The 20218-nt window shown below is 62.6% G+C and carries 15 protein-coding genes; 9 read left to right on the plus strand and 6 right to left on the minus strand.

Going from position 1 to position 20218, the window contains the following annotated elements:
* Positions 1–109 precede the first annotated feature (109 nt).
* Together glnL and ntrC are read left to right on the plus strand one after the other, a co-directional pair.
* Positions 110–1195 carry a nitrogen regulation protein NR(II) gene (gene glnL / locus DM807_RS03060; protein WP_003249215.1) on the plus strand — a complete coding sequence of 362 codons (1086 nt, stop codon included), beginning with the start codon at positions 110–112 and terminating at the stop codon, positions 1193–1195.
* Entirely contained in the window at positions 1192–2628 is a 1437-nt protein-coding gene (ntrC, locus tag DM807_RS03065; protein ID WP_012274604.1) for a nitrogen regulation protein NR(I), read from the plus strand. The genes glnL and ntrC overlap by 4 nt, the downstream gene beginning before the upstream one ends.
* Before the next feature lie 459 nt (positions 2629–3087).
* Here the strand turns inward: ntrC and DM807_RS03070 are convergent, their stop codons facing one another.
* Entirely contained in the window at positions 3088–3525 is a 438-nt protein-coding gene (locus DM807_RS03070) for a hypothetical protein (RefSeq protein WP_041166611.1), read from the minus strand.
* Between DM807_RS03070 and trmL the strand changes: the two genes are divergently transcribed.
* On the plus strand, positions 3524–3985 hold the full coding sequence (gene trmL / locus DM807_RS03075) for a tRNA (uridine(34)/cytosine(34)/5-carboxymethylaminomethyluridine(34)-2'-O)-methyltransferase TrmL (protein WP_060514974.1): 462 nt from the start codon (positions 3524–3526) through the stop codon (positions 3983–3985). The genes DM807_RS03070 and trmL overlap by 2 nt on opposite strands.
* Before the next feature lie 58 nt (positions 3986–4043).
* Here trmL and secB read toward each other — a convergent pair whose 3' ends face one another.
* From secB to DM807_RS03090, 3 genes are read right to left on the minus strand one after another with little or no spacing between them, the layout of a single operon-like run.
* Positions 4044–4529: a protein-export chaperone SecB gene (secB, locus tag DM807_RS03080; RefSeq protein ID WP_012274607.1), complete on the minus strand. Its 486-nt coding sequence runs from the start codon at positions 4527–4529 to the stop codon at positions 4044–4046.
* 39 nt (positions 4530–4568) lie between these two features.
* Positions 4569–4823, minus strand: coding sequence for a glutaredoxin 3 (gene grxC / locus DM807_RS03085; protein ID WP_003249204.1), 255 nt, complete (start codon positions 4821–4823; stop codon positions 4569–4571).
* A 1-nt stretch (position 4824) separates the two neighbouring features.
* Entirely contained in the window at positions 4825–5238 is a 414-nt protein-coding gene (locus tag DM807_RS03090; RefSeq protein WP_012274609.1) for a rhodanese-like domain-containing protein, read from the minus strand.
* A 206-nt stretch (positions 5239–5444) separates the two neighbouring features.
* On the opposite strand from DM807_RS03090, the gene gpmI reads away from it, so the two are divergent.
* The 4 genes from gpmI to DM807_RS03110 all read left to right on the plus strand — a co-directional run bounded on the left by gpmI (position 5445) and on the right by DM807_RS03110 (position 10613).
* On the plus strand, positions 5445–6980 hold the full coding sequence (gpmI, locus tag DM807_RS03095) for a 2,3-bisphosphoglycerate-independent phosphoglycerate mutase (protein ID WP_179027039.1): 1536 nt from the start codon (positions 5445–5447) through the stop codon (positions 6978–6980).
* A 142-nt stretch (positions 6981–7122) separates the two neighbouring features.
* On the plus strand, positions 7123–8442 hold the full coding sequence (locus DM807_RS03100) for a murein hydrolase activator EnvC family protein (RefSeq protein WP_179027040.1): 1320 nt from the start codon (positions 7123–7125) through the stop codon (positions 8440–8442).
* Positions 8443–8520: 78 nt separating this feature from the next.
* A complete protein-coding gene (locus DM807_RS03105; protein ID WP_012274612.1) occupies positions 8521–9837 on the plus strand; it encodes a S41 family peptidase in 1317 nt (438 codons plus the stop codon).
* A gap of 8 nt (positions 9838–9845) precedes the next feature.
* The gene (locus DM807_RS03110) at positions 9846–10613 is read left to right on the plus strand and encodes a divergent polysaccharide deacetylase family protein (protein ID WP_060514972.1); all 768 of its coding nucleotides are present in this window, start codon (positions 9846–9848) and stop codon (positions 10611–10613) included.
* Positions 10614–10660: 47 nt separating this feature from the next.
* Here DM807_RS03110 and DM807_RS03115 read toward each other — a convergent pair whose 3' ends face one another.
* Together DM807_RS03115 and DM807_RS03120 are read right to left on the minus strand one after the other, a co-directional pair.
* Complete coding sequence (locus DM807_RS03115; protein WP_179027041.1) at positions 10661–15340, minus strand: dermonecrotic toxin domain-containing protein; 4680 nt, start codon at positions 15338–15340, stop codon at positions 10661–10663.
* A gap of 168 nt (positions 15341–15508) precedes the next feature.
* Positions 15509–17455: a BCCT family transporter gene (locus tag DM807_RS03120; RefSeq protein WP_223296422.1), complete on the minus strand. Its 1947-nt coding sequence runs from the start codon at positions 17453–17455 to the stop codon at positions 15509–15511.
* Positions 17456–17988: 533 nt separating this feature from the next.
* On the opposite strand from DM807_RS03120, the gene betI reads away from it, so the two are divergent.
* On the plus strand, positions 17989–18645 hold the full coding sequence (gene betI / locus DM807_RS03125; RefSeq protein WP_012274616.1) for a transcriptional regulator BetI: 657 nt from the start codon (positions 17989–17991) through the stop codon (positions 18643–18645).
* Between the two features lie 39 nt (positions 18646–18684).
* Entirely contained in the window at positions 18685–20157 is a 1473-nt protein-coding gene (gene betB, locus DM807_RS03130) for a betaine-aldehyde dehydrogenase (RefSeq protein ID WP_012274617.1), read from the plus strand.
* Positions 20158–20218 lie beyond the last annotated feature (61 nt).

Below are 20218 nucleotides of genomic sequence, written 5' to 3' on the forward strand. Positions count from 1 at the left end.
TTGTTTCTTGCATTTTCTTGCCGAGAGTCTCGCACCAGCGGAACCACCCCGCGTCCGGCCCAGGCCAAAGCAGTGCCGGGCAAGCGCCAAAAGAGGTCAACGACGCCTTATGACCATCAGCGATGCACAGCACCGTCTGCTTCTGGACAACCTGACTACCGCCACGTTGCTGCTCAACGCCGAGCTGCGCCTGGAGTACATGAACCCGGCAGCGGAAATGCTGCTGGCCGTCAGTGGCCAGCGTAGCCATGGGCAGTTCATCAGCGAGCTGTTCACCGAATCGACCGAGGCACTCAGCTCGCTGCGCCAGGCGGTCGAGCAGGCGCATCCATTCACCAAGCGTGAAGCGCAGCTCACTTCGCTGACCGGGCAGACCATCACCGTCGACTACGCGGTAACGCCAATCCTGCATCAGGGCCAGACCCTGCTGTTGCTTGAGGTGCACCCACGCGACCGGCTGCTGCGCATCACCAAGGAAGAGGCTCAGCTGAGCAAGCAGGAAACCACCAAGATGCTGGTGCGCGGCCTGGCCCATGAAATCAAGAACCCCCTTGGCGGCATCCGTGGCGCGGCCCAGTTGCTGGCCCGCGAACTGCCCGAGGAAGGCCTGCGCGACTACACCAACGTGATCATCGAAGAGGCCGACCGCCTGCGTAACCTGGTCGACCGCATGCTCGGCTCTAACAAGCTGCCGTCGCTTGCCATGACCAACATTCACGAAGTGCTGGAGCGAGTCTGTAGCCTGGTCGACGCCGAAAGCCAGGGCTGCATCACTTTGGTGCGCGATTACGACCCTAGCCTGCCGGACGTATTGATCGACCGCGAGCAGATGATCCAGGCCGTACTCAATATCGTGCGCAACGCCATGCAGGCGATCAGCTCGCAGAATGAACTGCGGCTGGGCCGCATTACCTTGCGCAGTCGCGCCTTGCGCCAGTTCACCATCGGCCACGTGCGCCACCGCCTGGTGGCGCGGGTCGAGATCATCGACAACGGCCCGGGCATCCCGCCGGAACTGCAGGACACTCTCTTCTATCCCATGGTCAGTGGCCGCCCGGACGGCACTGGGCTGGGCCTGGCCATTACCCAGAACATCATCAGCCAGCACCAGGGCCTGATCGAGTGTGAAAGCCACGCAGGCCACACCGCCTTCTCGATCTACCTGCCCCTGGAACAAGGAGCCACCGCCTCATGAGCCGAAGTGAAACCGTATGGATCGTCGACGATGATCGCTCCATCCGCTGGGTCCTGGAAAAAGCCCTGCAACAAGAAGGCATGACCACCCAGAGCTTCGACAGCGCAGACGGTGTGATGGGGCGCCTGGCGCGCCAGCAACCGGACGTGATCATCTCCGACATTCGCATGCCTGGCGCCAGCGGCCTCGACTTGCTGGCACAGATCCGCGAGCAGCACCCGCGCCTGCCGGTGATCATCATGACCGCCCATTCCGACTTGGACAGCGCGGTGGCCTCGTACCAGGGGGGGGCCTTCGAGTACCTGCCCAAGCCATTCGACGTCGACGAAGCGGTCTCGCTGGTCAAGCGCGCCAACCAGCACGCCCAGGAACAGCAGGGCCTGGATGTGCCACAGAACCTGGCGCGCACCCCGGAAATTATCGGTGAAGCCCCGGCGATGCAGGAGGTGTTCCGCGCCATCGGCCGCCTCAGCCACTCCAACATCACCGTGCTGATCAACGGCGAGTCCGGCACCGGCAAAGAGCTGGTGGCCCACGCCCTGCACCGGCACAGCCCGCGCGCGGCGTCGCCGTTCATTGCCCTGAACATGGCCGCCATCCCCAAGGACTTGATGGAATCGGAGCTGTTCGGCCATGAAAAGGGTGCCTTCACCGGCGCTGCCAACCTGCGCCGGGGCCGTTTCGAGCAGGCCGATGGCGGTACGCTGTTCCTCGACGAAATCGGTGACATGCCTGCCGACACCCAGACCCGCCTGCTGCGCGTGCTGGCCGATGGCGAGTTCTATCGTGTGGGCGGCCATGTACCGGTCAAGGTCGACGTGCGCATCATCGCCGCCACCCACCAGAACCTGGAGTCACTGGTGCAAGCCGGCAAGTTCCGTGAGGACTTGTTCCACCGCCTGAACGTGATCCGTATCCATATCCCGCGCCTGGCCGACCGCCGCGAAGACATCCCCGCGCTCGCCCGCCACTTCCTTGCCCGGGCCGCTCAGGAGCTGGCGGTCGAGCCGAAGGTCCTCAAGCCTGAGACCGAAGAGTTCATCCGCAACCTGCCCTGGCCGGGCAACGTGCGGCAGATGGAAAACACTTGCCGCTGGATCACCGTGATGGCTTCCAGCCGCGAAGTGCTGATCGGCGACCTGCCGCCCGAGCTTCTGAACCTGCCACAGGACGCCGCACCGGTGACCAACTGGGAGCAGGCCCTGCGCCAGTGGGCCGACCAGGCGTTGGCGCGCGGCCAGACCAACCTGCTGGACAGCGCGGTGCCGAGTTTTGAACGGATCATGATCGAGACGGCGCTCAAGCACACCGCCGGTCGGCGCCGGGATGCGGCGCTGTTGCTGGGTTGGGGGCGTAACACCCTGACGCGCAAGATCAAGGAGCTGGGGATGAATGTGGCGGGTGGGGATGATGAGGAAGGTGAAGACCACTGAGTTCTGAGTAAACCCTCAAGATCCCGGGGGCCGCTTTGCGGCCCTTTCGCGACACAAGGCCGCTCCCACAGGGATAGCGCCGCCTCTGAACGGAGCGGCGTCCTGTGGGAGCGGCCTTGTGTCGCGATAGGCCTGCGAAGCAGGCCAGGCTTTTTCAGCCCCGATGCACCGATCCTGTGCCCGATGCACCTCGCGAAGGCACAAATCCCCTCAAAACCCGGCCAATTCCCCCTCAAAGCCCAACATTCACGGGCTTTGCAAAACTGGCACGCCCCCTGCAATAGCTAATACATACCCAGTTTCGGGGGCCCTGGTACAGGCAGGCCGGGTGAACCCCTCTTTTATTCGCAGCATCGCCCGTTTTGGGGACCTCGGTACAGGCAGGCCGGGAAATCCCCCCTTTATACGCAGCACCCCTTTTGGGGACCCTGGTACAGGCAGGCCGGGAAATCCCCTCTTTTATTCGTGCAATTTCACCTGCACACGCCAGCGCCCGTCGTCCTCTGCACCGCTCCACTCGCCGTGCAGGGGGCGCGCGGCCACCACCGTCAGCAACAACCCTTCCTGGCTGTTCTGTACCCGCCAGCTCACCGGCTTGCCCTGCAGGCTCAGTTGCCCCTGCTGGGCCTTGCCCTGGGCCTGGAACAGCAATGCCACTGTACCTTCCACGTTCTCGCCGTGCAGCTTGGGCTCTTCGTTGAACCACAGCTGCAGGCCGTCCTGCACCACTTGCACCTGTTGCAGCTCACGCTCGTCGGGCGTAGTCAGGCGACCGATCATCAGCCCCACCATCAAGCCGACGATCGCCAACGACAGCATCACCCGTGGGAAGGCCTTCGAACGCACGTCCGGTTCAGGGGTAGAATGCCCGTCATCTTCACGCTTGGAGCCGTGCATGTTTCACGTCATCCTTTTTCAACCAGAAATTCCGCCGAATACCGGCAACATCATTCGCCTGTGCGCCAACAGCGGCTGCCACCTGCACCTGATCGAACCCATCAGTTTCGAACTGGATGACAAGCGCCTGCGCCGCGCGGGGCTGGACTACCACGAGTATGCCACGCTCAGGCGCCACGAGAGCCTGGCCGGATGCCTGGAAAGCCTGGGCAACCCGCGACTGTTCGCCTTCACCACCAAGGGCTCGCACCCCTTCCACGAAGTGGCTTACCAACCGGGCGATGCGTTCCTGTTCGGGCCAGAGAGCCGCGGGTTGCCGGCCGAGGTGTTGGACAGCCTGCCGGCCGAACAACGCCTGCGCCTGCCGATGCGGCCGGGGTGCCGTAGCTTGAACCTGTCCAATACCGTGGCGGTGACGGTGTACGAGGCATGGCGGCAGAACGGGTTCGCTGGTAGCTGATCGCCCTTGCAGGCAACAAAAAAGCGCCCCTAGAGGCGCTTTTTCGATACCGGCAGAATTACTGCACGGTCGGCACTTCGCCCGCTTCCTGCATGCGCTGCATTTCTTGCGCGTACAGGGCATCGAAGTTGACAGGCGACAGCATCAGCGCCGGGAACGAACCGCGGGTCACCAGGCTGTCCAGGGTTTCACGGGCGTAAGGGAACAGGATGTTCGGGCAGAACGCGCCCAGGGTGTGGCTCATCGAAGGCGCATCGAGGTTGGCGATCAGGAAGATACCGGCCTGCTGCACTTCAGCGATGAAGGCCACTTCGTCACCGTTCTTGACGGTTACCGACAGGGTCAGCACCACCTCGTGGAAGTCGCCTTCCAGGGCTTTCTGCTTGGTGTTCAGGTCCAGCGCAACGCTCGGCTCCCAAGTCTGGCGGAAGATCTGCGGGCTTTTCGGGGCTTCGAACGACAGGTCACGCACATAGATGCGTTGCAGGGAGAACTGAGGGCTGTTGTCTTCTGCAGCAGCGCCGTTGGTCTGTTGGTCAGTCATGGCAGATCCTTATCCTAATGTTTTTGAATGCAGTGCAAATCAGGCCGCCAGCAGCGCGTCGAGCTTGCCGGCGCGCTCCAGGGCATAGAGGTCATCGCATCCACCGACATGGGTGCTGCCGATCCAGATCTGCGGCACCGACGTACGGCCGGCCTTCTGGCTCATCTCGGCGCGAACTTGCGGCTTGCCGTCCACCTTGATTTCCTCGAAGGCCACGCCCTTGCTCTCGAGCAGGTACTTGGCGCGCATGCAGTAGGGGCAGTAGTCGCTGGAATAGACGATGACGGGCTTCATATCACTTCACCAGGGGCAGGTTATCGGCTTTCCAGCTGGAAACGCCACCGCTCAGTTTGGCGGCGGTGTAGCCAGCCTTGAGCAGTTCGCGGCAGTGGGTGCCGGACTGCTGGCCCATTGCGTCGACGACGATCAGGGTCTTTTCTTTGTGCTTCTCCAGCTCGCTCATGCGGGCGGCCAGTTTGTCCTGCGGAATGTTGATCGCACCGACGATGTGACCGGCCGAATATTCCTTGGCCGGGCGAATGTCGACCACCAGGCCCTTCTCGGCATTGACCAGGGCCGTCAGCTGGCCATTGCTCAGGCTCTGGCCGCCGCGACGGATTTCGTTGATCAGCAGCAGGACCAGCAGAATGAGGAAGATCGCAACCAGGATGTAGTGATCTGTCGCGAATTGAATCAGGTGAGCAACCATCAGCGGTGTTCCAGGCGATTGAAAATGCCGGCCAGTATACACAGCCCCCCAGTGCCACCAAAGCCCGACGGGCCGGCCGGAAAGGTACCTTCATGTTGCCGCATTGGCCGCGCTGGTCAGGGAACAGGACGAATATTCGCCGCAGGTGGCGTATTTGCCCTAAAATGCGTGTCTTTATCATCTTTGAACAACCGTGAGTTTGATTGATGACGAGTACGCCCAAACCCCTGGTCCTGATCATCCTGGATGGCTTCGGCCACAGCGAAGTCCCCGAACACAACGCCATCTTTGCCGCCAATACGCCGGTCTATGATCGCCTGCGCGCTACCTTGCCGCATGGCCTCATTTCCGGCTCGGGCATGGATGTCGGCCTGCCGGACGGGCAGATGGGCAACTCCGAAGTCGGTCACATGAACCTGGGGGCCGGCCGCGTCGTCTACCAGGACTTCACCCGCGTCACCAAAGCCATCCGCGATGGCGAGTTCTTCAAAAACCCGGTGCTCACCGGTGCCGTGGACAAGGCAGCCAGTGCCGGCAAGGCCGTGCACATCCTCGGCCTGCTGTCCGATGGTGGCGTACACAGCCACCAGGACCACCTGGTGGCCATGGCCGAACTGGCTGCGCAGCGCGGAGCGGAAAAGATCTACCTGCACGCTTTCCTCGATGGCCGCGACACCCCGCCACGCAGCGCACAATCGTCGATCGAACTGCTCGACGCCACCTTCGCCAAACTGGGCAAGGGCCGCATCGCCAGCCTGATCGGCCGCTACTACGCCATGGACCGCGATAACCGCTGGGACCGCGTCAGCGCCGCCTACAACCTGATCGTCGACAGCACAGCCGAATACACGGCCGACACCGCCCAGGCCGGCCTGGAAGCGGCCTACGCCCGTGACGAAAGCGACGAGTTCGTCAAAGCCACGCGCATCGGCGAAGCGGTCAAGGTTGAAGACGGCGACGCCGTGGTCTTCATGAACTTCCGCGCCGACCGTGCTCGCGAGCTGTCCCGTGCGTTTGTCGAGCCGGACTTCACTGAGTTTGCCCGCGCGCGCCTGCCGAAAATGGCGGCCTACATCGGCCTGACCCAGTACTCGGCAAAAATCCCGGCACCGGCAGCCTTTGCGCCCTCCAGCCTGAACAACGTGCTGGGCGAGTACCTGGCAAAAAACGGCAAGACCCAACTGCGCATCGCCGAAACCGAGAAGTACGCCCACGTCACCTTCTTCTTCTCCGGCGGCCGCGAAGAGCCGTTCGAGGGCGAAGAGCGCATTCTGATCCCGTCGCCGAAGGTCGCCACCTATGACCTGCAGCCGGAAATGAACGCACCGCAAGTGACCGATCGCATCGTCGAAGCCATCGAGCAGCAGCGCTTCGACGTGATCGTGGTCAACTACGCCAACGGCGACATGGTCGGCCATACCGGCGTGTTCGAAGCTGCGGTCAAGGCCGTCGAAGCACTCGATACCTGCGTCGGCCGCATCGTCGATGCACTGGAGAAAGTCGGCGGCGAAGCCCTGATCACCGCCGACCACGGCAACGTCGAGCAGATGGAAGACGAATGCACCGGCCAGGCGCACACCGCGCACACCACCGAGCCGGTACCGTTCATCTATGTGGGTAAGCGCAACCTGAAAGTGCGCGACGGTGGCGTACTGGCCGACGTGGCGCCGACCATGCTGCAACTGCTGGGGCTGGAAAAGCCGGTGGAAATGACCGGTACTTCGATTCTGGTCGACGCCTGATCCCAGGCGCTGGGGCTGCCATGCAGCCCCAATGGCACATGAATTCCGGACAAACGCCCCTCTGCACCCGCAGCGAGGCGTTTTTTTTGCCGGCCCAGGCGGGCATACTAGGCCAGTCTCCATCCTTGGTACGCCAAACCCCATGCTTCGCGCCCTGATTCTCCTAGCCCTGTCTTGCCTGCTCAGCCCGGCTTTTGCCGATGAGCGTGCGCAGACCCAGCAGCAACTGGACGCCACCCGCCAGGACATTGCCGAGCTCAAGAAGACGCTGGGCAAGCTCCAGGAAGAAAAGGCCGGTGTGCAAAAGGACCTCAAAGCCACCGAGACCGACATCGGCAACCTCGAAAAGCAGGTGGAGGCCCTGCAGCAAGAACTAAAAAAGACTGAAGGCGAGCTGGAGCGCCTTGATACCGAGAAAAAAAAACTCCAGAGCGCCCGCGTTGAACAACAGCGGCTGATCGCCATTCAGGCCCGTTCGGCCTACCAGAACAACGGTCGCGAGGAATACCTCAAACTGCTGCTCAACCAGCAGAACCCCGAGAAGTTCGCCCGCACCCTCACGTATTACGACTACCTGAGCAAGGCGCGCCTGGAGCAATTGCGCACCTTCAACGAGACCTTGCGCCAACTGGCCAACGTCGAGCAGGACATTGCCAGCCAGCAACAACAGCTGCTGGCCCAACGCGCTGACCTCGACAGCCGTCGCCAGGCCCTGGAAACCGAGCGCAGCAAGCGCCAGCAGGTACTGGCCAAGCTCAACAGCGATGTCAAGGACCGCGACCAGAAGCTGCAATCGCGCGAACAGGACCAGGCCGACCTGGCCAAGGTGCTTAAGACCATCGAGGAAACCCTCGCTCGCCAGGCCCGCGAAGCCGAAGAAGCACGCAAGAAGGCCCTGTTGGCGCAGCAGGAAGCGGAAAAGCGCCGCCAGCAGGAAGCGCTGGCCGCCGCCGCCGCCGCACGCGACCGAGCCCGTGAGCCTGCAGAGCCTGTGGAGCCGCCGAAAAAAGCCCGCACCACCCTCGGCCCGCTGGTTTCCAGCGATGGCGCGAACTACGGCGGCGCTTTTTCTGCCGCGCGGGGCAAACTTCCATGGCCAGTCAATGGTCGACTGCTGGCACGCTTCGGTGATGCCCGTGGCAGCGATGCCCGTGCCAAGTGGGACGGGGTGATGATCAGCGCCAACCCAGGCACCCAGGTACGTGCGGTGCACGGCGGGCGCGTGGTATTCGCCGACTGGTTGCGCGGCGCCGGGCTTCTGGTCATTCTCGACCATGGCAACGGTTACCTGAGCCTGTACGGCCACAACCAGAGCCTGCTCAAGAGCGCCGGTGATATCGTCAAGGCTGGTGAAGCCATTTCCACCGTTGGCGACAGCGGTGGCCAGGACGCGGCAGGCTTGTACTTCGCCATTCGCCAGCAGGGTCGGCCTACCGACCCCTCGCAGTGGTGTCGGGGCTAGTCAAATTTCTACGGCGTAGCCTGAGTGCTGCGCCGATGCTCCCCAGGGAGCGCTTACAGGATCAGGAGTTCGTTCGACATGCTGCACTCGCCTCGTCTCACCCAGCTGGCCCTGTCCATCGCCCTGGCGGTCGGCGCGCCCCTGGCCACTGCCGCCGAGCCGGCCAAGGCTGCCGCAGTGCCCGCCACCGAGGTGACCGCCAAGGCACCACTGCCGTTGGAAGAACTGCGCACCTTCGCCGAGGTCATGGACCGTATCAAGGCCGCCTACGTCGAACCGGTAGACGACAAGACCCTGCTGGAAAACGCCATCAAGGGCATGCTCAGCAACCTGGACCCGCACTCGGCCTACCTTGGCCCCGAGGACTTCCAGGAGCTGCAGGAGAGCACCAGCGGCGAATTCGGCGGGCTGGGCATCGAAGTGGGCCAGGAAGATGGCTTCATCAAGGTGGTGTCGCCGATCGACGACACCCCGGCCTCACGTGCCGGCGTGCAGGCGGGTGACCTGATCGTCAAGATCAACGGTGCCCCGACACGCGGCCAGACCATGACCGAAGCGGTCGACAAGATGCGCGGCAAGGTCGGCGAAAAAATCACCCTGACCCTGGTGCGCGATGGCGGCAACCCGTTTGATGTGACCCTGGCCCGCGCGGTCATCCAGGTCAAGAGCGTGAAGAGCCAACTGCTGGAGAACGACTACGGTTACATCCGTATCACCCAGTTCCAGGTCAAGACCGGCGACGAAGTGGGCAAAGCCCTGGCCAAGCTGCGCAAGGACAACGGCAAGAAGCTGCGCGGGGTAGTGCTGGACCTGCGTAACAACCCAGGTGGCGTGCTGCAGTCGGCCGTGGAAGTGGCCGACCACTTCCTGACCAAGGGCCTGATCGTCTACACCAAGGGCCGTATCGCCAACTCCGAGCTGCGCTTCTCGGCCGACCCGGCCGACGCCAGCGAAGGCGTACCCCTGGTGGTGCTGATCAACGGTGGCAGTGCCTCGGCGTCGGAAATTGTCGCCGGCGCACTGCAGGACCAGAAGCGCGCCGTGCTGATGGGGACCGACAGCTTCGGCAAAGGCTCGGTGCAGACTGTGCTGCCGCTGGCTAACGACCGTGCCCTGAAACTCACCACCGCCTTGTACTACACCCCCAACGGCCGCTCGATCCAGGCCCAGGGCATCGTACCGGACATCGAGGTGCGCCCGGCCAAGCTCACCGCCGAAGTCGACACCGAAAACTTCAAGGAAGCCGACCTGCAGGGCCACTTGGGCAACGGCAACGGCGGCGCCGACCGCCCGACGGGCAGCAGCAAACGCAAGGAACGTCCGCAGGACGATGACTTCCAACTGAGCCAGGCGCTGAGCCTGCTCAAAGGGCTGAACATCACCTCGGGCAAATGATTCACGCGATGCGTTACCTGCTGTGTCTGTTGTTGTGCCTGTTGGCCGGGGTCGCGCAAGCGGCGCCGGCCGCCAAGGCCTACCTGAGCATCATCATCGACGACCTGGGCCAGAGCAGCGAGCGCGACAACCGCACCCTCGCCCTCCCCGGCCCAGTCACGATGGCGATCATGCCCGACACCCCCCACGCCAGCGATTTCGCCCGCCAGGCCCACAAGGCCGGCAAGACGGTGATCCTGCACATGCCCATGGACCCGGCCACCGGGCCCTACGCCTGGCACCCCGGCGCGCCATTGCCGGAACTTGCCAGCCGCTTGCAAGCCGCCCTGGCCAAAGTCCCCTACGCAGCGGGCATCAACAACCACATGGGCAGCCGCATGACGGCACAACGTGAACCCATGGCCTGGCTGATGGGCGAACTGCAGCAACGCCACCTGTTCTTCGTCGACAGCCGCACCAGCGCCGCCACCGTGGCGGCGGCCGAGGCCCAACGCATTGGCCTGGCGCACGTGTCGCGGGATGTATTCCTGGACGACGTGCGCACCCCGGAGGCCATCGCCGCCCAGTTGCAACAAGGCGTCGCGCTCGCCCGCAAGCAGGGGTCGGCTGTGCTGATCGGGCATCCCTACCCGCAGACGCTGCAAGTGCTGGAAAGCGCGATGCCTGGTCTCAAACACCAAGGCATCGAGCTGATCCCACTGCGCCAGATGATCGCCGAACGCAGTAACAAGGCGATGCCGGCACATGGCCGACAGGGCGTGTATCAGAACCGCTGAAGGCCGGTAGCACAAGCACTTGCCTGCAGTAAGTGCGCACCAGCTCTTCACTCGAAGGGAATCAGACCCTCGACATCCGCCCAGCGCAGATTACCGCGATAAATGGCCAGCAGTTCACCGGCGCTGGCAGCAGCGCGCAGCTGTGCCTCCCGCCCCAGCGTGCGCTGCGCCCACAGTTTGAGATGTCCCTTGCTGAACTGCCGCACAGGCGTGTCGGCGGCCGGGTAGTGGAAGTGTGCTTCCCATAACCCCGCACCCTTGGCCTTGCCGGGCGCGGGCACGCGTCGAATCTCGAACACATCGAGAAAATCACCGGCGCCCAGTGGCGTGCGGGTCACGGTCCGAGTGATCCGGACCTGCTCCTGCTCCACCAGAAACCGGAGGCTGTTGGCCGAAGGATGGCTGGTCGAGGTGTAAGTGGAAATCAGGTAATCCCGCTGCACCGATTCCAGGCGCTCGATGTCGTCGGCCAGGCGACTGCCAAACTCGCTTTCGATGCCAGCCCGCTTCAGCAGCTTCCCAGCCTCCTCCAGCTGGCTGACATGATGGTCGATGATGGTACGGATACCAAACGGGTCTTCTGCCTTGGCATACTTGCGCACAAGACGAATCACACCATCGACCTGCTTCAGCGCGGCCCTGGCCTTACCCCTGGCGAGCCCTGCATTGACGGCTGCTTCGGTGCCTTGCTCCTCCGCCACCGCAGGACGTTGCTCAACGAACCTATCGCCGTCCTGGCGGAACGTGCGCAGCACCTGACCCGTGACATCATGCTGCTGAACAACCCGCTCGCCAGAAACCTCGACTTCCTCGCCCACTACACTGCGCCCGTCATAGGTACGCGCTATGCGCAAGGTGCCAGGGCGCTGGGCATACAGACGCGTCTTGGGCTGCGCCGGAGTCGATAGCTCAAGCTCGCGCACCACCTGCGCAAGCAGCTGTTCGGCCTGGCTGGTCAGCCTGTGCAGCACGTCCTTGTATTGCGCGACCTTGGCCTCTACCAACAGCTCGGGAGATGTTTCGGCCAGATAATCCAAGCGTGCCCGGGTGCTCTGGTAGGTATCCAAGGTACTGCTCAGTACCTGCTGTTGAGTGGTCAATGGCAGGCCGTCGGCGGTGATCAACTCTTCATGGGCGGCGCCTGCACTCTTGAGCTCGTCACCAGCCAGATAATCCAGCGCCTGAATCAATTCCCGCTCGTCCACCGGGGCCTCACGCGTCAGGCTCAGTTCACCAAGGTCCAGCAAGCTCCGCAGGCGCAAGCCGATACCGCTGAGCTTGCGGCTATCCTGCAGAAACTTCAGGACGGCACGCTTCTCCACCCTCGTATCGAGCACCGCGTCCCATAGCACGAGACCGTCGCTCTGCAAGCTCTCGATCAGCACATCCAGCACCTCGGACACTTCGATCAGATCCAGCTGCCAGCTCAGCACCTTTTCCAAATTCGCCCTGGCAAATCGATAATGATTGAGCTCTTCGGCACTCTCCGGCTTGGCGGCCATGCCATTGAGCACATCAGGCAGATCCGCCTCGTTCACCTGCATCACGGCTTCGTTGTAGAACCCCACGCCGTAATCGATCAACTCATGACGTATGATGCCCCGCTGACGGGGCAGCACAGCGAACAACGCCTGAGACGCAAAGCGCTGCTCACTCATTGAAGTCATCACGTCATCCAACCTTATGGTGCAGTCCACCATCTTCTTGAGGTCATCCAGGGAAAGCGCCTTCGCAATGGCAACTTCCCCCTGGACGCTGGCAATCCGCTCATCGAACTTCGCTGCCAGGCTCGAATCGGTGATCGACTGGGCATGCTGGCGCAGCCGATCGAGCTCTGCTTCCTTGGCCTTGACCTTGTCCTTGCTCGCCTCGAAGAAATTGCCCAGGGTGTTGCGCTCTGCAAGCAACTCGTTCTGGCGCTGGTTCAACTGCTCGAAATCGCTCTTGTTCTTCCTTTGCGCCAGCTCCAGGCGACTCTTCGGCCCGCCCCCCACCAGTCTCAGCGCGGTATCGATGCGCCAGTTTCCCTGGCCCCGGACAAGCCAGGGCCCATGCGCATCCTGCGGCCCAACGATGCGTGCAGCGCTTCCCTGCAATTCGACCTGGTAGGTATCACCGGCAAGGATGACGTATTGACGGCCCTGCACCTGATAGACCCCCAAGGCATCCGGCGACACCCCCGTCAGTTCCACGGCCGAAGCCAGACGGCGAAGCGATGTGCGCTGCTGGGAGGTCAGTACATTGACCCCCTGTGCACCTCGCCAGGAGAAATCCAGCACCTGACTGGTACGATTGGCCAGCTGAGACGCCTCGCCTTGTACGGGCATTACCGCCAGCGCGCTGTCCGTGCTGGCCATGGCAAGCCGTGGCAGTGGTTTTGTCATGCGCGTCGGCCCGACAGGGTCGACCGATGGCAAGCGTACATGCACCAACGCCATGCCCAGATTCAGCAGCGCATCCACCACCGCCGCGCTGCGCTCGAATGCGCTGCCCTCGGAGAATGCCTGCGCATCGCGCATAGCCCCCAGCACCGACTGCGCCAGCCAGGCGACCGTGGCAATCGGCCCGCGCAGCAACAGTGTGGCCACATCGAACAACAGCCAGGCGCCCTGCTGTAACAGGGCCCAACGGCTTTGGCGAGTAGAGACCGATTGCCGGCCGGCCAACTCGACCAGCAAGCGGCGATTGCCGTCGTACATCAGCCGGTCGACTTCCGCTACCCAGGGCAGTTGGATTAAGGTCGGTGGATCTGCCCGGCCCGGCAACAGCGAAGTATCGATGATCGGCGCCCCCAGGTGTGGCTCGAAGAATCCACCATGGTCGTATACCGCGCGAGCCTGGGGATCGAGCCATTGCAGGACACTTTCGCGCAGCGCCTTATTGTCGCGAACCGCCTCCATCAGCGCCTCGAACCCCGAAAACTCGGTCAAGCCCTGCTGGCCGTACAGCGGCCGATAAAGTACCAACGAATACGGCTCGACCGAGTACAGCACGAACATGCCCATGACCAGATCCGGGGCCGGATGATCCACCGCACGCTGAAACGCCAGCGGCATGAGCGTGGTTCGGGGGCGCTGGGCATCCAACCGTCCGGCACAGTAGTCGACGATAGCTTGCAGACCTACCTCACTCAGCGTGCCGCCCAGCTTGGCGCTGAGGGCGCTGAACAGCAGGGAGCAGCGCCACTCGCGGGCAAAGCGGGTGACCCGCTCTGGCTGCAGGGCGGGGTCGAGCTGCTCGGATACATAGGTGGGATAGCGGCCGCCAATGTCTACACGCTCGACCAGTGATCGTAGATAGTCGCCGGTCAACCAGGGGGCGATCAGTTGCTCGTCACGATGCTCGATTTTCGTGATCACCGCATCGCCCAGCACGCTCAGGTTGCCGATGGCAAATTCGGTCAGCGTGATGCTGCGGGTTTCGATGACGCCATCCCCAGGCCCCACACCCACCCCTCCGGGCACGCCCCGCGCTGTGGTCAGGGTCAGCAGCAAATCGGCGGCGTAGTAGTTCGCTTCATCGGGTTGATCCCGCAGCATCTGCTGCCTGAGCTGCGCATCAGTGTAGCTGTGCAGGTCCTCGACACCCTCGAGGGCAGAGCTGCCTAGCGACTCGGCCTGCGCCAAAGCCAGCTCGAACAGCCCGCGCTGGAACGCGAATTTATCTTGTGCCTGTGCGCGGTAGAGCCCCAAAGGGGTCGAAACGTCGGCCTCGTCCGCAGCGTGATAACCCGCGATGAACCACTGCGCGGGGTCGCTGGCGCTCGAATAGAAATGCTCCAGCGACGCCACATCATTGAACGTCGAAACCTGCCAGCAATCCACCTGGCCCAGCATGCGCTCAAGCAACAGGGTGCACTGCACGGAAAACACGTCGCCAGTGCATTCATGGCGGCGCCAAGTCAACGAGGTAAAACGCTGGGTCTCGGCCAACTCATCGCGCAATGCGGTGGCGAAGGCATCGTAGCCGGAAAACCCTTTGACCACCCCACTGGGGGCACACCACAGCACCTGCTCGCCTTCGTCCCACTCACCACGCACAAGCAGTTGCGTCTGCAGCTGGGTGACGCTGTCAGCGCCATCATTCAGTTGCACCTCGACGCTGAACACCGAAGGTAGCTGCGCTCCACCCTTGAGCAGCCCCAATACGCAGTCACGTTGCTGGGCATCGAGGTCTTGCAGGGGCAGGCTTTGCAGCAGGGTCGACTTGATGACCTGCGCAAGCCAGCGATCCCGGCTAACGCCATGGAAGCCGACGTTCGCCCAATAGTCGACCTGGGCCTGGCGAAACCGCTCTGGCAGTGTCGACACCAGTCGGTTCAGCTCAGCCAGTACGCCGTCCGCAGCTACCGAGGTAAATTCCAACGGCTCGCCGGCGGTATTACGCATAACGTACGGCAGTGCAACCCGGACAGAGAAAGTTCCACCTGCCAGCCCCATCGCCTCCAACGTGCAGCCCTGGCGCAGGGCATCGAGCAAGGCATCGACCAGTGGCCGCGAAAACCAGGAATCATAAGGGCGGTACTGGCCAGTGACAGCCCCGTCGTAGGGGATATCCAGGATGACAGGGCCTGCATCCGGTAACTCGGCAGCGGCAATGCTACCTAGATGCGCAGCCAGCACTTGCAAGGCCTGCTGCGAGGCCAGCTGGCGCAGGGTCGGGCGATCAGCGAACGCCAGCGACACCGCGCGCTGGTAGTCCGGTGTGGTTCTGGTTTCGATTGGCATGCGAGGTCACCCTGGGTGATGAATGAATCACCCAGGGTGCGTTTTCGCGAAAGGCGGGAGGCACTAATTAATGCTGCACAAGTCATTCACCCGGCTCAACGATCACCTGCAGGAAACAAAAGAGGCCCGATTCCTTCGAACCGGGCCTCTGCCTCACAGCAACAGCAATCAGCTGTACACACGCCCCAGCAACTGGCGGTGGCTTTCGAACTGATCCAGCACATCACGCACGATTTGTTCGCGAGTGAAGCCCATCAGGTCGTATTCCTGGCTGCCGTCGTGCAGGTACACCTCGGCGCGGTAGAAGCGCTGCTGCACCTCCGGCTCGCCTTCGACCGGCGCCTCGCTCGGCGCGGCCAGGTAACCGTCCAGGCTGGCTTCGTAGACGAAGGGGTTACCCTCTTCCATCATCACCCGCAGGCCCATCATGTTGCGCGACTGGCCAACCCGGGTTTCTACCTCGAAGCCCAGGGTCTGCAGCTGTGCGGCCGCTTCTTTCAGCGCCGGGCTGACCTGCTTGTCCATGAACCGCTGCACCACGGCCTGGGTGGGCTGCAGTTCCAGCTGGCTCAGGCGCTCGCTGAAGCCGCGGCGACCGCGGGCGGCCAGCTCGGCACGCTCCTGCTCGACTGCCACGTCCTGCTTCATGGCCTTGTACAACCCGAACATGAACAGTACCAGCACCACCGAGAACGGCAGGCCCGCCAGCACCACCATGGTCTGCATGGCCTCGAAGTTACCGGCGAACAGCAGGCCGATGGTGACCAGGGTGATAACCACCGACCAGAACACCACCATCCAGTGCGGGGCGTCTTCGTCGACCTTGCCGCCTTTGCACGACAGGTTGGCCATCATCACCGCACCGGAGTCGGCCGGGGTAAGGAACAGCACGAAGCCGACGAACACCGCCACACCAATCACGATCTTGGCTGCCGGGAAGTATTCCAGCAGTTGGTAGATCGACATCGACGGCTGTTCCAGCGCAGTCTTGCCCAGCTCCACGGCGCCCTGGTTGATCACCAAGTCCAGTGCGGTGTTGCCGAAGATCGACAGCCACGCCAAGGTGAAGCCCAGCGGGATCAACAGCACACCCATCACCAACTGGCGCACGGTGCGGCCCTTGGAGATACGGGCAATGAACATACCGACGAATGGGCCCCAGGAGATCCACCAGGCCCAATAGAACACGGTCCACAGGCCCAGCCAGCGCTCGGACTTGCCGGCTTCGCCTTCGTACACATACAGGTCGAAGGTTTTCAGCACGATGCCGTTCAGGTAGTCGCCGACGTTCTGCACGAAGCCGTTGAGCAGGTGCAGGGTTTCACCGCCCAGCAGCACGAAGATCAGCAGGCCGCTGAACAGCATGATGTTCAGGTTGGACAGGCGGCGAATGCCGTTTTCCACACCCGACACCGCAGCCACGGTGGCCACACCGGCCATGACCAGGATCACCACCAGCAGGTTGGTCTTGCTGTGGTCCATGCCGAACAGGTATTCCAGGCCCGAGGATACCTGCATCGAGCCGATACCTAGGTTGGTCACCAGGCCCAGCAGGGTGACGAACATGCCAAAGATGTCGACGGCGTTGCCGGCAGCACCCTTGACCCAACGCTCGCCGACCAGCGGGTACAGCGCCGAACGCAGGGCCAGCGGCTGGTTGTGGCGGTAGGCGAAGTAACCCACGGCCAGGCCGACCAGGGCATAGATCGCCCAGCCGTGCAGGCCCCAGTGCAGGAAGGTCAGCTGCAGGCCCTGGCGCGCGGCCTCGAGGCTGGCCGGGGTGCCTTCCGGTGGGTTGAAGTAGTGGTCCAGCGGCTCGGAAGCGCCGAAGTACAGCAGCGAAATACCGATACCGGACGAGAACAGCATGCCGGCCCAGGCGCCATAGCTGAAGTCAGGCTGGTCATCCTTGCCACCCAGCTTGAGGCTGCCGTAGTCGGAGAAGGCCAGGTAGACGACGAACAGCAAGTAGCCGCAGATGACCAGCATGTAGTACCAGCCAAAGGTACGCGTCAGCCATTTCTGGGCCACGCCCAGCACTTGGCCTGCGGTTTCGGGTACAGCGATCAGCAAGGCAGTCAGAACAAGGATCATCAGCGCGGAGGTGAAGAACACCACGCGGTTGACCCGTACCCTCTCGGCGGGGGGCTTGGTAAGTGAGGCAGAACTCATTGCACGAATGCTCCGGGCAGTACGGCTGTGGAGGCTAATCAGTCTTTCCCGAGCAATTGGTGGAATATCCCCACTGCGTCAGGTGTTATAAAAGCACCCTGGAAACCGTGATCCCGAATCGATACGTTGCAAAAAAACAGACAGGTGGCCTGCTGAAAATGCCACGCATCCGCAGAGGTGCGCGCATTCGTCACAGATCACCCCGCCCGCTCCAAGGGCCTGCCGCAGGGCCAAAAGCCGCGCGGCAGAATCTGCATTTCGCATCGCTCATGCCCGTCAACGCCTTGTATTCCGGGGGTTACGCGATTTCCTGGGGTGTCAATCCGTGCCTTCTCGACCGCCTGAAAAACTGTCAATGGCACAAATTGTCGCAGAGCTTATTCTTTATTGATTGAACGTTCAATCAAAACAAAATAGACTGGCCTTCGCCGAGTCAGCCGCCTGTCGTCTGCTCGCAGGCCTGAGGAGATAGCAAGATGCCCAAGGTCGGTATGCAACCCATCCGCCGCCAGCAGTTGATCGAAGCCACGTTGCAGGCGGTCGATCAGGTCGGTCTGGGGGACGCCAGCATTGCGCTGATTGCCCGTTTGGCCGGTGTGTCGAACGGCATCATCAGTCACTACTTTCGGGACAAGAATGGCCTGATCGCAGCGACGATGGGTTACATCATGAGCATGCTCAACGAAGGCGTTAGAGCACGTCGCCAGGCCCTGACGGACGACAGCCCGCGTGCCCACCTGAAAGTGATCATCGAGGGCAACTTCGATGCCAGCCAGGTGAACGGCCCGGCAATGAAAACCTGGTTGGCCTTTTGGGCTTCCAGCATGCACCAGCCCGATTTGCACAGGTTGCAGCGGATCAACGACCACCGCTTGTATTCCAACCTGTGCTGCCAGTTCCGCCGCACCCTGCCGCTCTACCATGCGCGCAAGGCAGCCCGCGGCCTGGCGGCCTTGATCGACGGCTTGTGGCTGCGTGGTGCCCTGTCGGGTGATGCATTCGACACCGACCAGGCAATACGGATTGCTTACGAATACATGGATCTACAACTGGCTAAACAGCACACCCTGGGCACAAACGACCAGGCCGCTGAACAAGCGCGCACGGCCCTTGCCAACCCGGCAGGAGCGTGACGCGCTAGCCAAACCACACACTGCACTTGCGAGGACACTATGGCCCGTTTCGGAACGCAAAAACTCTACATTGATGGCGCTTACGTCGACGCTGGCAGCGATGCCACTTTCGAAGCCATCAACCCGGCCACTGGCGAAGTCCTCGCCCACGTACAGCGTGCCACCGAGGCCGACGTCGAGAAGGCCGTGGAAAGCGCCGAGCGTGGCCAGAAGGTCTGGGCTGCGATGACCGCCATGCAGCGTTCGCGCATCCTGCGCCGCGCTGTCGACATCCTGCGCGAGCGCAACGATGAACTGGCTCAGCTGGAAACCCTGGACACCGGCAAGTCGTACTCCGAAACCCGCTACGTCGACATCGTTACCGGCGCCGATGTGCTGGAATACTACGCAGGCCTGGTACCGGCCATCGAAGGCGAGCAGATCCCGCTGCGCGAATCGTCCTTTGTCTACACCCGCCGCGAGCCGCTGGGCGTGACCGTGGGTATCGGCGCCTGGAACTACCCGATCCAGATCGCCCTGTGGAAATCCGCCCCGGCCCTGGCCGCTGGCAACGCGATGATCTTCAAGCCGTCGGAAGTCACCTCGCTGACCACCCTGAAACTGGCCGAGATCTACACCGAAGCCGGCCTGCCGAATGGCGTGTTCAACGTGCTGACCGGCAGTGGCCGCGAAGTCGGTACCTGGCTGACCGAGCACCCACGCATCGAAAAAGTGTCCTTCACCGGCGGCACCACCACCGGCAAGAAAGTCATGGCCAGCGCCTCCAGCTCCTCGCTGAAGGAGGTCACCATGGAACTGGGCGGCAAGTCGCCACTGATCATCTGCGCCGACGCCGACCTGGACAAGGCCGCCGACATCGCCATGATGGCCAACTTCTACAGCTCGGGCCAGGTGTGCACCAACGGCACCCGCGTGTTCATCCCAGCTGAAATGAAGGCTGCCTTCGAAGCCAAGATCGCCGAGCGCGTTGCCCGCATTCGCGTTGGCAACCCGGAAGACGAAAACACCAACTTCGGCCCGCTGGTCAGCTTCGCGCACATGGAAAACGTGCTGAGCTACATCGCCAAGGGCAAAGAAGAAGGTGCCCGCGTCCTGTGCGGCGGCGAGCGTCTGACCGAAGGCGAATTCGCCAAGGGCGCCTTCGTGGCCCCGACCGTGTTCACCGATTGCAGCGACGACATGACCATCGTCAAGGAAGAGATCTTCGGCCCGGTCATGAGCATTCTGTCCTACGAGACCGAAGAAGAAGTGATCCGTCGCGCCAACGACACCGAGTACGGCCTGGCTGCCGGTGTGTGCACCAACGACATCACCCGCGCCCACCGCATCATCCACAAGCTCGAAGCCGGTATCTGCTGGATCAACGCCTGGGGTGAATCGCCGGCCGAAATGCCGGTCGGTGGCTACAAGCAGTCGGGCGTTGGCCGTGAGAACGGCGTCAGCTCGCTGGCTCAATACACTCGCATCAAGTCGGTCCAGGTTGAGCTGGGCGGCTACAACTCGGTTTTCTAAACCCTGTCTAGCCACGCCCGTGCCGCTGTGCACGGGCGTTCCCGCTCCCTGATCACCGCCA

The organism is Pseudomonas hunanensis, assembly GCF_013393325.1.
Lineage (GTDB): Bacteria > Pseudomonadota > Gammaproteobacteria > Pseudomonadales > Pseudomonadaceae > Aquipseudomonas > Aquipseudomonas putida_P.